This window comes from Bradyrhizobium dasycarpum (assembly GCF_042019905.1).
Classification (GTDB): domain Bacteria; phylum Pseudomonadota; class Alphaproteobacteria; order Rhizobiales; family Xanthobacteraceae; genus Bradyrhizobium; species Bradyrhizobium japonicum_B.
Map to the genome: position 1 here is coordinate 3,040,421 of NZ_CP169574.1, position 14,725 is coordinate 3,055,145.

The following is a 14,725-nucleotide window of genomic DNA, read 5'->3' on the forward strand; positions in this document are numbered from 1 at the left end:
CAGTTTGCGTCAGGCCGATGGCGGTTGTGCAAAAGATTTGCTGTGTGCACCGCGCGCTTGGCCTCGGCTCGCTGGGAGGAAATATATATCCGGGCCAAAGTTCCAAACTGTGCCGGCTGACGCCCGGAACCGCACCGCGGGACCGAACGGCTAGCATGATCCGGAAAGGTGCGAGGCGATTTTCCGAGGAGATCATCCTTAAACAGCGATCTCAAGCGCGATGACGTCGCGCTTTAGGCATAGTGCCGGCGCTCCACCGTCATTCCAACCAGGTCGAGATAGCGTTCGAGCAGGTCGGGCCGGCCGACCAGATAGCCCTGCATCTCCTCGCAGGCCTCGCGCGCCAGGAAGGCACGCTGCGCTTCCGTCTCCACCCCCTCTGCAATGACCGGGATGTTCAAGGCGTGCGCGAGGCTCAGGACCGCGCGCACGATCTCGGCCGATTGCGGCGAGGCCTCCAGATTGGAGATGAAATCGCGATCGATCTTGATCTTGTCGAACGGGAACGACTGGAGATAGGACAACGAGGAATAGCCGGTGCCGAAATCGTCCATCGCGATGCGGATACCGAGCGCCTTCAGCCGCCGCAGCAGGTGGAGCGCACCGGTGAAATCGCCGATCAGGACACCCTCGGTGATCTCGACTTCGAGCCGTGTCGGCGTCAGCCCCGTCTCCAGCAGGATCTGGTGAATCGAGCGTTCGAGATCGCCGGCCTGAAACTGGACCGGCGACAGATTGACCGCGACCTGCAGCGGCCGCGGCCAGGATGCCGCCTCGCGGCAGGCTTCGCGCAAGACCCATTCGCCGATCTCGACGATCAGCCCGTTTTCCTCGGCAAGCGGAATGAACCGGTCCGGCGCCACGAAGCCGCGCGTCGGATGATTCCAGCGCAGCAGAGCCTCGAAGCCGATGACCTCGCCATCGATCCGCGCCTGCGGCTGGAAGTAGACCAGGAACTGGTTCTGCTCCAGCGCCTGTCGCAGATCGTGCTGCAACAGCCGGCGGTCCCGCAGCTCCTGGTCCATCTCGGATTCGAAGACGCGGACCCGCCCCCTGCCCTCGCGCTTGGCACGATGGAGGGCTGAATCGGCGTTGGCGAGCAACGTGGCGGCATTGACGCCATCGTCCGGATAAAACGCAATGCCGACGCTGACACCGACACGAAGGAGATAATCGTCGACCTCGAGCTCCTTGCCGATGGTCTCGACCAGGCGTTCGGCGAGCGACTGAACGTCCTCGCGGCTGACGTGGTCGGGCATCAGGATCATGAACTCGTCGCCGCCGATACGGGCGACGAAGGCACCGTCGGCTTCCGCGGCGAGCCGGTCCGCCGCCGCCCGCATCAGCATGTCGCCGACGGGATGGCCGAACACGTCGTTGACCTCCTTGAAGCGGTCGAGATCGAGGCTGAGCACGGCAAAGCTGGTCGCGGCCTCCTGGGCCAGCTCCAGTCGCTCGCCGAGCGCGGCGTTGAAGGCGCTGCGGTTCGGCAGGTCGGTCAACGCGTCATGGTGCGCAAGATGGCTGATCCGCGCCTCGTTGGTGATCCTCTCGGTAACGTCCTCGATCACGCCGACCAGATATTGCGGCGCGCCGGCACCGTCCCTGATCAGCAGCTTGCGCGAATTGACCAGACGATCGCGGCCCTTGACGCCGACATCGAGCAGATGCCCCTCCAGGTACATCGGCGTGCCGCTATCGACGACGCGGCGATCCTGCTCGTTGACGACGCGGGCGACATTCTCCGGAAATATCTCGGCCGGAGTCTTGCCCAGCATCTCGTCGCGCGGCATTCCGTAATATTCTTCGCCGGCGCGGTTGAGCAGAACGTAGCGGAGTCCTTCGCATCCTTGGCGAATACCGCGATCGGGATATTCTCGATGATGCTGTCGAGGAATTCGCGCGCCCGCCGCAGATCCTGTTCGGCGCGCTTATGGGTCTGCTCGAGCTCCTCGATCATCAGCTTGATGGCACGGTCGGTGCGGCGGCGATCGCGATCGCTTTCCTCATAGGCCGCGCTGACGAGTTCACCGAGCCTGGTTAGATCGACCTGTCCGGATTCGTCCGTCGCCTGGCGGATCTGTCTTGCGAGCAACCGATGCGTGGTCAAGCTGCCGCCTCCGCGATGACGGTGACCGTCATGGTCTGGTTGTGCAGTTCGCAGCGGCCGGACGCGGCCGGTGGGGCGAACTCGCCGTAGGAGTAGAATCCGATCCGGACGACGTCCTCGCCGAGTTCGGCGGCGACGGCGTCCAGCTCGTCCTGCGTGCGCTGCCCCATCACCCTGCGGCGGCCGGTGCAGCTCACCAGGATTGCAAGCTTGTCGCCGTCGACCCCGTCCGACAATGCGCTGCGCGCCTGCCTGCCCGCCTCGCCCGCGCCGGCGGCCAGACTGTCGAAATTGGCGCGCATCAATTGCGCGGTGCATCCTTCCGGAATGTCGGCGGCGAACGTCAGGGTGCGGGCATCGCGGTCCACTGCGAACACCGAGCGCACGATCTGCCGGTTCGGCTCAGCCTCGTCGTGAATGCGCAAGGGGAATGCCAGACCCGAACCCGGCATCGCCTTGGCTTCCTCCTCGCCGAGATAGCGGGTGTAGAGGTCCAGCGGCGGCTCGCCGTCAAGCTCCACGACCACCGATCCCAGCGCCTTCGTGACCTTGCGGCGGGGCCCGAACACGTCCCAGCCGCCGGCGCAGCCATGTGCGAAACGGAACGAGGCGCCGTAGAATGCGATGGCGGCGACGCGGTTCGGCGACGGCTCCGCGTCGGCTCCAACGATCGTCTGTTCAAATCGGGTTCCGTCGCCGGCAAGCCCGCCGGTGACAGGCAAATCCGGCCCGAGGACTTCAGTGAGTCCGGCAAGCAGTTCGCCCCCGTTCACCGCCAATCCGTCCGACAGGACGAACAGGCCCGCCAAATCCGCCGCCAGGACCTGGCGGGCAAGGCGCGCGCCGCAGGTCCGCGACGCATCGCGAGCTTCGACGATCTCCTGCACCAGCCGGACCTGCGTGTGCGCGAAGCGCAAGGCGACCGCGACCACTTCATCATCGCAGATGTCGTCGCCATGGATTTGTCCGCCGGTGCTGCAACCGGCGATATGGCTATCGGGATAGAGATCGCGCAGTTCGCGATAACGAGCGCCGTCCAGCAATTGCTCACGGCTGCCGAAATAGAGCACGAGCTGGGGAGGCTCGCGCAGGGCCTCCGCTCCGCGCCAGCCATGGGCAGCATTCCAGTGACGATATTGAATCTGCATCCCACGCCCCCTGCAGTCCTTGAACCACAGATTGTGAGCCGGCGCATTGTGTCGCCGTTAATTGCATGCGTACTTCCACACCGTTGGTTACCCTGGCGTGAAGGTATTGCAGACTCGCGCCAAATTCTCCGTAAGACTCCGGGAAGTTCCGAGACCGAGCCGTCGACACCTCGGCGCAATCGCCTGGTGAGCCGCCCGCAATCTACCGGGTGCGCGCGCTTTCGCCGAGACGCGTCGGCTGCACGGCGTGATCCCGCAGCTTCGGAACCCTTCCGGTCTCGGCGGCGATGCGAATGGCCTGGATATTTGCGGCGTAGTCGGCAACGCTCTGGCCGCGAAACACCGCGGAACCCGCCACCAGCGTATCGGCGCCCGCCGCCGCTACGGCAGCGGCATTGTCGCGCGTGATACCGCCGTCGACCTCGAGACGGATCGGCCGATCGCCGATCATGGCCTTGATCCGCACGATCTTCTCGAGCTGGGATTGCAGGAACGACTGGCCGCCAAATCCCGGATTGACCGTCATCACCAGCACGAGATCGACCCGATCGAGCACGTAGGCAATCGCGCTCTGGGGCGTGGCGGGACACAGGCTGACGCCGGCCTTCTTGCCGAGCGCGCGGATCGCCTGCAGCGAGCGATCGAGATGTGGCCCCGCTTCGGCATGAACGGTAATGACATCGGCCCCCGCCTTCGCGAACGCTTCGAGATAGGGATCAACAGGCGCGATCATCAGATGCACGTCGAAGATCTTCTTCGTCACCGGTCGGATCGCCTTGATGACATCGGCGCCAAAGCTGATGTTCGGCACGAAGTGTCCATCCATGACGTCGCAATGGATCCAATCGGCGCCGGCCGTGTCGATTGCCGCGACCTCCTCGCCGAGGCGGGCGAAATCCGCAGCCAGGATCGAAGGCGCGATGACGATCCCTCCGGTCATGGCTTGGCACTCCCCGCTTCAGTGCTGCCGCTGAAGACGCGGCTGGCCAGGACGTCCATGGGATCGATGGTTTCGAGGTCGGCGACATCGAGCATACGGTCGAGATCGGACACCAGGCGATCGGCCTGGCGCAGCCGGATGCGGTCGACGGCGTTGCGGATCGAGCGTGCATTGGAGAAGAACGGCTGGGTCCGGCGCAGCGCGATGTATTTCTCGAACGCCTCGCGCGCTGCCGCCGAGAAGCGATAACCCCGCTCCTTCAGCATCAGCTCGGCGATGACGAGCAGCTCGGCCTCGGCATAGTCGGGGAATTCGATGTGGTGGGCGATGCGCGAGCGGAAGCCGGGATTGGAGGCGAAGAAACTCGTCATGCGCTCGCCGTAGCCGGCGAGGATCACGACGAGGTCCTCGCGCTGGTTCTCCATCACCTGGAGCAGGATCTCGATGGCCTCCTGACCGTAGTCGCGCTCGTTGTCGGGCCGATGCAGGTAATAGGCTTCGTCGATGAACAGCACGCCGCCCATCGCCTTCTTCAGGATCTCCTTGGTCTTCGGCGCGGTGTGGCCGATATACTGGCCGACGAGATCGTCGCGCGTCACGGAGATCACCTGCCCGCGCCGCACGAAGCCGAGACCGTGCAGGATCTTGGCCATGCGCAGCGCCACCGTGGTCTTGCCGGTGCCGGGATTGCCGGTGAACGACATGTGCAGCGTCGGTGGTGCCGACGCCAGCCCCGCACGCTGGCGGATGCGCTCGATCAGCAGCAGCGACGCGATCTGGCGCACGCGACTTTTGACGGGCTTCAATCCGATCAGCTCCCGATCGAGCTGTTGCAGCGTCTCGGTGATGCCGGCCGCTTCGGCCTCCTTGCGGAGATCGAAATGGGTCTCGCCGGGCTCGGTCGTGGCTGCGTGGGGAACATCCAGCATGGCTGCCCTCGAAGAAAGGAGCTTCGCCGCGGGGGAGCGGCGAAGCAGTGGTCCGCCAAGGATACGGAGCAGGGAGAGCTCCGCGCGGAGGAGAACGGTTATTGAGCGGCGTGGGCGGGCGGCTTGCGTACCGTCGTGTAACGGATCGCGCGGCCGCCGACTTCCTGCCGCACCAGTTCGAATTCGGCTTCCTTCGGTGGCCGGTTGACGAGGAAGGAGATCCGCACCGATTCCCAGCCATGGCTGGAATCGAAGCCGCTGATGCGGATGTAGCGGTCGCCGTACACCCTGCGGCATTCGGCGAGCTCCATCATCACGCCAGCGGCGTCCTGAAGGTCGAACATCGGCAGCCCCCACATCTCCCAATAGGTGTTGCGGGGATGCGGATCATCAGTGAACTCGATGTTCACCGCCCAACCCTTGGTCAGGCAATATTGCACCTGCTTGGTGATCTGATCGTCGGTGAGATCGGGCAGGAACGAGAAGCAGCCTTGAGTCAGCTTCATGTCAAATCTCCTTAGACGGTTTCGAGCGCGGTCGGCACGAAGTCCGGCGTGTCGGTGGATTGATAGTTGAAGGTCACGTCCTTCCAGACCTCGAGCGCCGCCTTCAGCGGCGTGCAGGTCTCGGCCGCCCTGGCCAGGATCTCCGGGCCCTCGTGGACGTAATCGCGGCCCTCGTTGCGCGCGAGGATCATCGCCTCCAGCGCCACGCGGTTGGCAATCGCGCCGGCCGCAATGCCCATGGGGTGGCCGATGGTGCCGCCGCCGAACTGCAGCACGACGTCTTCGCCCAGGAGGTCGAGCAGCTGGTGCATCTGGCCGGCATGGATGCCGCCGGAGGCGACCGGCATCAGCTTGTTGAGGCTCGCCCAGGGTTGGTCGAAGAACAGCCCGTGCTCCAGCTTGGCTGGATTGAAGTCCTCGCGGCAGACGTCGTAATAGCCGCGCGTGGTGTTGGGATCGCCCTCGAGCTTGCCGACCACCGTGCCGGCATGGATGTGGTCGACGCCGGCAAGCCGCATCCACTTGGCGATGACGCGGAACGACACGCCGTGGCTCTTCTGCCGCGTATAGGTCGAATGCCCGGCGCGGTGCAGATGCAGGATCATGTCGTTGCGTCGCGCCCATTTGGCCATCGACTGGATCGCGGTGTAACCGATCACGAGGTCGATCATGACGATGCACGACCCCAGCTCCTTGGCGAACTCGGCGCGCTCGTACATGTCCTCCATCGTGCCCGCGGTGATGTTCAGGTACGTGCCCTTCACTTCGCCGGAGGCGGCCTGCGCGCGGTTCACGGCTTCCATGCAGTAGAGGAAACGATCGCGCCAATGCATGAATGGCTGCGAGTTGATGTTCTCGTCGTCCTTGGTGAAGTCGAGCCCCCCCTTCAGCGCCTCATAGACCACGCGGCCATAATTGCGGCCTGAAAGTCCGAGCTTCGGCTTCACCGTCGCACCCAGCAGCGGCCGGCCGAACTTGTCGAGCCGCTCGCGCTCGACCACGATGCCGGTCGCCGGTCCCTGGAACGTCTTCACATAGGCAACGGGAAAACGCATGTCCTCCAGCCGCAATGCCTTGAGCGGCTTGAAGCCGAACACGTTGCCGATGATCGAGGCCGAGAGGTTCGCGATCGAGCCCGGCTCGAACAGGTCGAGATCATAGGCGATATAGGCGAAGTACGAGCCCGGCGTGCCCGGCACCGGATCGACGCGGTAGCATTTCGCGCGATACTTCTCGGCGGCCGTGAGACGATCAGTCCACACCACGGTCCAGGTCGCGGTCGAGGATTCACCGGCCACCGCGGCAGAGGCCTCGATCGGATCGACACCTTCCTGCGGCGTCACGCGGAACAGCGCGATGACGTCGGTATCCTTCGGCGTGTAGTCGGGCTCCCAATAGCCCATGCGCTTGTATTCCATCACGCCTGAGCGATAGCGCTCTTTGCCGCGGACCGTGCCTGCATGTGCGTTCATGTCTCTCTCCTCTTTTCTCTGCTCTTCTGATTGATCAGGCCGCAACCGGCTCGCGGGCGTCGACGCGCGGATCGAGCTCGCCGGCGCGGTAGCGCCGCGCCATCTCGCTCAAGGGAACGACCTTGATCCTGCCGGCATGGCCTGCGGTGCCGAACTGCTCGAACCGCTCGCGGCAGAGCTCGCGCATCGCGTCCATCGCGGGCTTGAGGAATTTGCGTGGATCGAACTCATTGCGGTTCTGGGCCGCAACCTTGCGGAATATCGCGGTCATCGCCAGCCGGCAGTCGGTGTCGATATTGACCTTGCGTACGCCGCTCTTGATGCCGCGGACGATCTCCTCGACCGGCACGCCCCAGGTCTGCGGCATCTCGCCGCCGAACTGGTTGAACATGTCCTGCAGCGGCTGCGGCACCGAGGAGGAGCCGTGCATCACCAGATGCGTGTTCGGCAGCCGGCGGTGGATCTCCTCGACCACGCGCATCGCCAGGATATCGCCGTCCGGCTTGCGGCTGAACTTGTAGGCGCCGTGCGAGGTGCCCATCGCGATGGCGAGCGCATCGACCTTGGTGGCCCGGACGAAGTCGACCGCCTGGTCAGGATCGGTCAACAGCTGGTCGTGGCTGACCTTGCCCTCGACGCCGTGGCCGTCTTCCTGCTCGCCGCCGCCGTGCTCCAGCGAGCCGAGCACACCGAGCTCGCCTTCGACGGAAGCGCCGACCCAGTGGGCGAGATCGACGACCCGCCGGGTGATCGCGACATTGTAGTCGTAATCGGCCGCCGTCTTGGCATCGGCCTTGAGCGAGCCGTCCATCATGACGGAGGTGAAGCCATGGGCGATCGCGGACGCGCAGGTTGCTTCGTCATTGCCGTGGTCCTGGTGCATGCAGAGCGGGATGTCCGGATAGGTCCGCTCCAGCGCGTCGATCATGTGCGAAAGCATGAGATCGCCGGCGTAGCTGCGCGCGCCGCGCGAGGCCTGGATGATCACGGGCGCGTCGACCTCGGCCGCCGCCTGCATGATCGCGATGCCCTGCTCCATATTGTTGATGTTGAATGCCGGCACCGCGTAGCCGTGGCTGGCCGCGTGATCGAGCAATTGGCGAAGGGTGATACGAGCCACGATTGATCCTCCTTATTGACGCTTGCGGGCGATCGCCCGGCGGGCCGCTTCCGCAATGCTTTGCGGCGTGATGCCGAACTCCCGGTACAGGACCGGTGCCGGCGCCGAGGCGCCGAAGCCGCGCATGCCGACGAATTCGCCCTCCGGGCCGATCCAGCGATGCCAGTCGCCGGCGACGGCTGCCTCGACACCGACGCGCGGCGCGGTGCCGAGCACGGTGGCGCGGTAATCGTCCGGCTGCTCCTCGAACAGGGCGAAGCAGGGCGCGGAGACCACGGCTGCACGGACGTGCTCGGTCGCAAGCAGGCGGGCGGCTTCCAGGGCGATCGACACTTCCGATCCGGTTGCGATCAGCGTCACGTCGCGGCCGCCGTCCGGCGAGACGACGAGATAGGCGCCGCGAGAGACACGGTTTTTGCCTCGCGCATCGCTGCGGAAGGTCGGCAGCGCCTGCCGCGACAGGCACAGCACGGACGGACGGTTCTCGGAGCTGAGTGCGCAGTCCCAGGCTTCCAGCGTCTCCACCGCATCGGCGGGACGGAACACCAGCAGGTTCGGGATCACCCGCAGCGCGGCAAGGTGTTCGACGGGCTGGTGCGTCGGACCATCCTCGCCGAGGCCGATGGAATCGTGCGTCATCACATGAATGGCGCGCAACCGCATCAGCGCGGCAAGGCGGATCGCCGGCCGGCTGTAGTCGGAGAACGCCAGGAAGGTGCCGCCATAGGGGATGAAACCGCCGTGGAGCGCGAGGCCGTTCATCGCGGCGGCCATGCCGTGTTCGCGAATGCCGTAATGGATGTAGCCACCGGCATACGACCCGCGCTTGACGGGAGCCTGCGCCTTGGCATGCGTGAGGTTCGAATGGGTGAGGTCCGCGGAGCCGCCGATCAGGCCGGGGATGGTCCCGGCGATGCCCTCGAGCACCTGTTGCGAGGCCTGCCGCGTCGCAAGCTTCGGACGCTCGGATGCGAAGCGCTCGCGCAATTTCGCCGCGGCCAGCGCGTACTCGGCCGGCAAGGCAACCGCCTTGCTCTCGACGAACAGATCGCGCTGCTCCGGCGTCGCGCGTTCATAGCGATCGAGCCAGGCGAGCCGATCGACCTGTCCGCGCTGCCCGATCATCCGCCATGCCTTGCGCACCGGCATCGGCACCACGAAGGGCTGGTAGTCCCAACCGAGAGCCCGCCGCGCTGCCGCCGTCTGCTCCGAGCCGAGCGGCGCGCCATGCGCCTTCTCGGTGCCTTGCCTGTCAGGCGCGCCGTAGCCGATGATGGTGCGGCAGGCGATCAGCGACGGCTTTGCAATCTCCCGCTCCTCGGCGATGGCCTGCGCGATCGCTTCGGGATCGTGCCCGTCGATGCTGCGCACCGACCAGCCGGAGGCCGCGAAGCGCGCGAGCTGGTCGTCCGACGTCGCGAGCGAGGTCGGTCCGTCGATCGAGATGCCGTTGTCGTCGAACAGCACGAGCAACCGGCCGAGCCCGAGATGGCCGGCGAGCGAGATCGCCTCCTGGCTGAGGCCTTCCATCAGGCAGCCATCACCCGCGATCACATAGGTGAAGTGATCGACGAGCCCGTCGCCATGCCGCGCATTGGCCATCCGCTCGGCGAGCGCCATGCCGACCGCGGTGGCGATCCCCTGCCCGAGCGGCCCCGTCGTGGTCTCCACGCCCGGCGTATGGCCATACTCGGGATGGCCCGGCGTCTTCGAGCCCCATTGCCGGAAGGCCTTGATGTCGTCGAGGCTGACGTCGCCACCGGTCAGATGCAGCAATGCATAGAGCAGCATCGAGCCATGGCCGGCCGACAGCACGAACCGATCGCGGTCCGGCCAGTTGGGATGCGCCGAGTCGAATTTCAGGAAGCGCGAGAACAGCACGGTTGCGACGTCGGCCATGCCCATGGGCAAGCCGGGATGACCCGACTGCGACGTCTCGATGGCATCGACAGCGAGGAAGCGGACGGCGTTGGCGAGATCATTGTGCGAGACCGCATTGAGGTCGGCTTCGGCATGAACCGAGATGTTCATCGGATCCTCCCATTATCGTTGGTGTACGTCACTTCAGGTTCCGCTTGCGCTCGATGAGCTGCATGATCAGCGGCGTCAGGATCAGCTGCATCGCGAGGTCGAGCTTCGCGCCGGGGCAGACGATGGAATTGGCGCGCGACATCCAGCTCTGCGGCAGCATCGACAGCAGATAGGGGAAGTCGATGCCGCGCGGGTTCTTGAAGCGGATCACCACCATCGATTCGTCCGGCGTCGGGATCCAGCGCGCGACGAACGGATTGGAGGTGTCCACCGTCGGCACGCGCTGGAAGTTGATGTCGGTCTCGGTGAATTGCGGGCAGATGTAGTGGATGTAGTCGGGCATCCGCCGCAGGATGGTGTCGGTGACGGCCTCGGTGGAGTAGCCGCGCGCGCTGCGGTCGCGATGCAGCTTCTGGATCCATTCGAGATTGATGACGGGCACGACCCCGATCTTGAGGTCGGCATAGCGCGCGACATTGACCTTGTCGGTGACCACGGCGCCGTGCAGGCCCTCGTAGAACAACAGGTCGGAGTTCTCCGGCAGCTTCTCCCAATCGGTGAAGGTGCCCGGCGCCGCGCCGTGCAGCGCCGATTCCTCGGCGTCGTGGACGTAGTGCCGCGTCACCGCCGTGCCGGTCTCGCCGTAGTCACGGAAGGCGCGCTCCAGCTCCTCGAACAGGTTGGTCTCGGGGCTGAAATGGCTGAAATGCTTGTTGCCGCGATCGGCCTCCTGGCCATCTGTGCGCGCATCTCGGCGCGGTCGTAGCGATGAAACGCGTCGCCTTCGATATAGGCGGCGTTGACCTTCTCGCGGAAGAATATCTGCTCGAACGTCTTCTTCACCGAGGTGGTGCCGGCGCCGGAGGAGCCGGTGATGGAGATGATCGGATGCTTCCTGGACATGGACGCCTCGCTCAGAGCCGGAAGAAACCGCGCCGCGCGAACAGCGGTGCGGAGACGCTGGCGACCAGCAGCGGATCGCAATGCAGCTCCTCGACGCGGCGCACCTCGTTGCTCGAGCCCATGATCAGCGGCACGCGCTGATGCAGGCTCTGCGCCGAGAGGTCGAGGATGCGCTCGCGCCCCGTCGTGGCGGAGCCGCCGGCCTGCTCGACGATCATGGCCATCGGGTGCGCCTCGTAAACCAGGCGCAGGCGGCCGTCGCCGTAACCGGGACGCGCGTCGGAAGGGTAGAGGAAGACGCCGCCGCGGGTGAGGATGCGATAGGCCTCGGCGACCAGCGAGCCGACCCAGCGCATGTTGAAATCGTGGTTGGCTTGCCCTTCGACACCCGCGAGACATTCGTCGATGAAGGCCCGCACCGGCGGATCCCAGTGCCGGCGGTTCGAGGCGTTGATCGCAAACTCCTCGCCGGCCTCGGCGATCTGCGCGCCGGCGCGCGCGAGGCGGAAGCAGCCTGCCTTGCGGTCGAGCGTGAAGATGTCGACGCCCTCGCCGAGCGTCAGCACCAGGGACGTCTGCGGACCGTAGGTGACGAAGCCCGCCGCGAGCTGCGCCGAGCCGCGCTGGTGGAAGGCGAGCGTGAGGTCGTCCGAGGCGGGCAGGATCGAGAAGATCGTGCCCACCGTCATGTTGATGTCGATGTTGGAGGAGCCGTCGAGCGGATCGATGGCGATGCAGATGCGCCCCTGCGGGTCGCCGATCTGGGCCTCGCGCATCTCTTCCGAGGCGAGCGCTGCGATCGGCAGCCGGCCGAGACAGCGGCGCAGGACCGCATCCGCCTGCACGTCGAGATTGCGCTGGAGGTCGCCGTCGCTGTTGCGGCCGGTGGTCAGGCCGGAGGCGTCGGCGAGATCGCCTGACGCGATGAGGTCGGCGATCTCGATGGCGGCCGCCGCGATGGCATCGACCGCGGCTGCCACGGCCAACGCGTGCGGCGCGGTCTCGGAATACCGTTGAAGGTGATCGTCCAGCCTGATTTGCCCGGTCATCTGCGTCCATCCCCTGTGCCGGCGCCGCCTCCGATTGCCTCCCCGGTGGAGGTCGGTGCGGTCCGTCCCGGCATCAGGAGATTGACAGGGGCGGCTTAATAAGGAAAATTTCTATTCATAATGAGCCTCAAAGAATTTTCTTATAATGGCCCCGGCCATGCGGCGGCTCAGCTCCGGCATCTGACGATCCGGCAGCTGCGCTCCCTTGCGGCGCTCTCGGCCAAGGGCAGTGTGACGGCGGCGTCCGGCCATCTGGGGCTGACCCAGCCGGCCGTGACCCAGCAGCTCCGGCAGCTTCAGGACCTCGCCGGCCTGCCGCTGGTGCAGCGGACCGGCGACGGCATGCTGCTGACGGAGGCGGGCAAGGAGGTGCTGACGCTGGCCGAGCGGGTCGAGGCCGCCATCACGGACTGCCAGGGCGCGCTCGACCTCCTGGCCGGGCGGACCGGTGGCACCGTGCATCTCGGCGCGGTCTCGACCGCGAAATATTTCGTGCCGCACGCGATCGCGGCGTTCTCCAAGCGCTATCCCAGGATCGAGATCAAGCTGACCATCGGCAATCGCAAGGAGATCCGCGAGGCCATGCACGGCTACGACCTCGATTTCGCGGTGATGGGTCGGCCACCGGCCGACGTCTCGGTCGACGTCCGCCAGCTCGGGCGCAATCCGCACATCATCGTCGCGCGCAAGGGACACTGGCTCGAGCAGGATTCCGGCCTCAGCCTGACCGATCTCGTGCACGAGACCTTCCTCACCCGCGAGCCCGGCTCGGGCACGCGGACGCTGATGGAGGGCATGTTCCAGAAGTCCGACCTCGAGCCGATTATCGGCATGGAGATGAGCAGCAACGAGACCATCAAGCAGGCGGTGATCGCCGGGCTCGGCATCGCCTTCATCTCGGCCCACACCGTGGCGCATGAGCTTGCCGAGGGCCGGCTCGTCGTGCTCGACGTCGCGGGCCTGCCGATCGTGCGGCAATGGTACGTGATCCGCCGCAGCGACAAGGTGCTACTGCCGCCGGCGCAGGCGATGTTCGATTTTCTGGGCTCGGAAGGGTCGAACTACCTGCCTCACCTGCCCGAGCTCGGCGAGCGCTGAGCCGCCGGCGCTCAGCTCATCAGCTTCATGGCGACGGTGGCCGCCAGGATCGCGATGATCTGGAGCAGGCGCTGCGTCGTGAAGATGCGGTTGAAGGTGGTCATTGCTTGCCCCGGCCGGCGTGGAGGAGATTTCGATCGGCCCGTTGCTAGCACAGGCGGGCCGCGACACAACTCCGTAATGGCCACGAGCACGGTCGCGCCCGCGGCGGGCCGGTTCACGGCCGCGCCGGACGCTGGCGATCAGGCCGCGAGCGGCGCGGCGTGGTCCATGCGCGCCGCGAAATAGGCTTCCAGCTCCGACAGCGCCCGCGCCTCCCACTCGCTCGCCTGCTCCAGCAGCGACCAGCTCTGGCCCGGGCGGAATGCAGCGGTCTGGCGATAGAGCGATGCGATGCCGCGATAGCGCCGCACGTTCTCCAGGATGGCGTGACCATTCATGTCCGAAAACTCCCTCGTCATTCCCGGGGGAGAAATTGCGGCCAAATCTTTTTCGAAAAGTTAGCGGCGCGCGGCAAGCGCGCGGATGGTTGCCGGATTGTTGCGCGCACGCAACGCCCAACGCTGTGCCGGGGCGATATCGAGAGCGATCTATTGCGGATTCGTTGCCGCGCTCTCGCCCGGGGGCTTCAGCCCGCTGCGGCTGACGATCTTCATCGTCTCGCGGCAGAGATCGGCCAGGCCGATCAGCAGCACGGCCAGCAGGCAGAACAGGTTGATGGAATCGGCATTCGCGCTGGATAGCGCGTTGAACTCGAAGGCGGGCGGAATGAACGCCCACCACACCAGCGGAATGGTGAACAGCGCAGCGAACCCCGCCGCCGGCGCGCCCGCGACGAGGCCGAGCACGAACAGGCTGGGCAGGAACGCTGCAAAATAGAATTTCGCGCCGAGCGCGACGCAGATGCCCTGAAGCACAGCCGACATTGCGATGACGATGCAAGCGAGCAGAAACGCCTGCCACGACCACGGCCGTACCCAGGGTACGCCAAGCAGCCCCGCACGCCTCATTTGCCTCCCCCTGCCCGCCCGTTAACCGGCTTGATTGAAACGAAAATACTACAGCCGCAAGCAAACCGCGAGACGGAAATTGCAGCGCCACGGGACTGGCAAACGAGCCGCAAAGCACCGCTCTGGGAGGCCGGCCGGCTGGGGTGCGTGTGTCCCGGACAAGCTGCAACGCCTCTTGGCGTTGCCGCGCAGAGCCGGGAGCCAGGGCGACACGGCACGCGGATGGATGGGCCCTGGCTCTGCAGCGCACCGCTGAAGGAGCGCTGCGCTGCGTCCGAGGCACGAGAGCGGTGGGCGAGGCGGTAGGCTGCTTCCTCCCATCACCACTGTCATTCCCCGCCACCGGGTCTCGCCTTCGGCGAGCCCGATGACAGGCTCCGGCGGGGAATCCAGTGCGCCGCGGCTTCCC

The 14,725-nt window shown here is 65.8% G+C and carries 12 protein-coding genes and 1 pseudogene; 1 reads left to right on the plus strand and 12 read right to left on the minus strand.

What is annotated here, in order from left to right:
• Positions 1–233 precede the first annotated feature (233 nt).
• From ACETMP_RS14770 to ACETMP_RS14815, 10 genes and pseudogenes are all read right to left on the minus strand, one after another.
• Positions 234–1,793, minus strand: a complete 1,560-nt coding sequence (locus tag ACETMP_RS14770; protein ID WP_375161492.1) for a putative bifunctional diguanylate cyclase/phosphodiesterase — start codon at positions 1,791–1,793, stop codon at positions 234–236.
• A 313-nt stretch (positions 1,794–2,106) separates the two neighbouring features.
• Positions 2,107–3,258 carry an FIST signal transduction protein gene (locus tag ACETMP_RS14775; RefSeq protein WP_375161493.1) on the minus strand — a complete coding sequence of 384 codons (1,152 nt, stop codon included), beginning with the start codon at positions 3,256–3,258 and terminating at the stop codon, positions 2,107–2,109.
• A 202-nt stretch (positions 3,259–3,460) separates the two neighbouring features.
• Positions 3,461–4,198, minus strand: a complete 738-nt coding sequence (gene rpe, locus ACETMP_RS14780; protein ID WP_375161494.1) for a ribulose-phosphate 3-epimerase — start codon at positions 4,196–4,198, stop codon at positions 3,461–3,463.
• Positions 4,195–5,127, minus strand: coding sequence for a CbbX protein (gene cbbX / locus ACETMP_RS14785; protein WP_375161495.1), 933 nt, complete (start codon positions 5,125–5,127; stop codon positions 4,195–4,197). The genes rpe and cbbX overlap by 4 nt, the downstream gene beginning before the upstream one ends.
• Before the next feature lie 98 nt (positions 5,128–5,225).
• Positions 5,226–5,633, minus strand: coding sequence for a ribulose bisphosphate carboxylase small subunit (locus ACETMP_RS14790; protein WP_028134957.1), 408 nt, complete (start codon positions 5,631–5,633; stop codon positions 5,226–5,228).
• 11 nt (positions 5,634–5,644) lie between these two features.
• Entirely contained in the window at positions 5,645–7,105 is a 1,461-nt protein-coding gene (locus tag ACETMP_RS14795; RefSeq protein ID WP_375161496.1) for a form I ribulose bisphosphate carboxylase large subunit, read from the minus strand.
• 34 nt (positions 7,106–7,139) lie between these two features.
• Positions 7,140–8,225 carry a class II fructose-bisphosphate aldolase gene (fba, locus tag ACETMP_RS14800; RefSeq protein ID WP_375161497.1) on the minus strand — a complete coding sequence of 362 codons (1,086 nt, stop codon included), beginning with the start codon at positions 8,223–8,225 and terminating at the stop codon, positions 7,140–7,142.
• A 12-nt stretch (positions 8,226–8,237) separates the two neighbouring features.
• On the minus strand, positions 8,238–10,256 hold the full coding sequence (gene tkt, locus ACETMP_RS14805) for a transketolase (RefSeq protein ID WP_375161498.1): 2,019 nt from the start codon (positions 10,254–10,256) through the stop codon (positions 8,238–8,240).
• A gap of 28 nt (positions 10,257–10,284) precedes the next feature.
• Positions 10,285–11,159: pseudogene (locus ACETMP_RS14810) on the minus strand (phosphoribulokinase).
• An 11-nt stretch (positions 11,160–11,170) separates the two neighbouring features.
• Positions 11,171–12,208 (minus strand): class 1 fructose-bisphosphatase, encoded by a 1,038-nt coding sequence (locus ACETMP_RS14815; RefSeq protein ID WP_375161499.1) that lies wholly within the window; start codon positions 12,206–12,208, stop codon positions 11,171–11,173.
• A 120-nt stretch (positions 12,209–12,328) separates the two neighbouring features.
• On the opposite strand from ACETMP_RS14815, the gene ACETMP_RS14820 reads away from it, so the two are divergent.
• A complete protein-coding gene (locus ACETMP_RS14820; protein ID WP_375161500.1) occupies positions 12,329–13,306 on the plus strand; it encodes a LysR family transcriptional regulator in 978 nt (325 codons plus the stop codon).
• A gap of 242 nt (positions 13,307–13,548) precedes the next feature.
• On the opposite strand, the gene ACETMP_RS14825 is transcribed toward ACETMP_RS14820, so the two are convergent.
• The gene (locus ACETMP_RS14825; protein WP_375161501.1) at positions 13,549–13,746 is read right to left on the minus strand and encodes a hypothetical protein; all 198 of its coding nucleotides are present in this window, start codon (positions 13,744–13,746) and stop codon (positions 13,549–13,551) included.
• Positions 13,747–13,896: 150 nt separating this feature from the next.
• Positions 13,897–14,316: a DUF4118 domain-containing protein gene (locus ACETMP_RS14830; RefSeq protein WP_375161502.1), complete on the minus strand. Its 420-nt coding sequence runs from the start codon at positions 14,314–14,316 to the stop codon at positions 13,897–13,899.
• Positions 14,317–14,725 lie beyond the last annotated feature (409 nt).

What these genes read in the sequence shown, in the direction of transcription:
- ACETMP_RS14825 (WP_375161501.1), bottom strand. Translation starts at nt 13,746, where the DNA reads ATGAATGGTCACGCCATCCTGGAGAACGTGCGGCGCTATCGCGGCATC.
- ACETMP_RS14820 (WP_375161500.1), top strand. Translation starts at nt 12,329, where the DNA reads ATGAGCCTCAAAGAATTTTCTTATAATGGCCCCGGCCATGCGGCGGCT.
- cbbX (WP_375161495.1), bottom strand. Translation starts at nt 5,127, where the DNA reads ATGCTGGATGTTCCCCACGCAGCCACGACCGAGCCCGGCGAGACCCAT.
- ACETMP_RS14795 (WP_375161496.1), bottom strand. Translation starts at nt 7,105, where the DNA reads ATGAACGCACATGCAGGCACGGTCCGCGGCAAAGAGCGCTATCGCTCA.
- ACETMP_RS14775 (WP_375161493.1), bottom strand. Translation starts at nt 3,258, where the DNA reads ATGCAGATTCAATATCGTCACTGGAATGCTGCCCATGGCTGGCGCGGA.
- rpe (WP_375161494.1), bottom strand. Translation starts at nt 4,198, where the DNA reads ATGACCGGAGGGATCGTCATCGCGCCTTCGATCCTGGCTGCGGATTTC.
- ACETMP_RS14830 (WP_375161502.1), bottom strand. Translation starts at nt 14,316, where the DNA reads ATGAGGCGTGCGGGGCTGCTTGGCGTACCCTGGGTACGGCCGTGGTCG.
- ACETMP_RS14790 (WP_028134957.1), bottom strand. Translation starts at nt 5,633, where the DNA reads ATGAAGCTGACTCAAGGCTGCTTCTCGTTCCTGCCCGATCTCACCGAC.
- ACETMP_RS14770 (WP_375161492.1), bottom strand. Translation starts at nt 1,793, where the DNA reads ATGCCGCGCGACGAGATGCTGGGCAAGACTCCGGCCGAGATATTTCCG.
- tkt (WP_375161498.1), bottom strand. Translation starts at nt 10,256, where the DNA reads ATGAACATCTCGGTTCATGCCGAAGCCGACCTCAATGCGGTCTCGCAC.
- ACETMP_RS14815 (WP_375161499.1), bottom strand. Translation starts at nt 12,208, where the DNA reads ATGACCGGGCAAATCAGGCTGGACGATCACCTTCAACGGTATTCCGAG.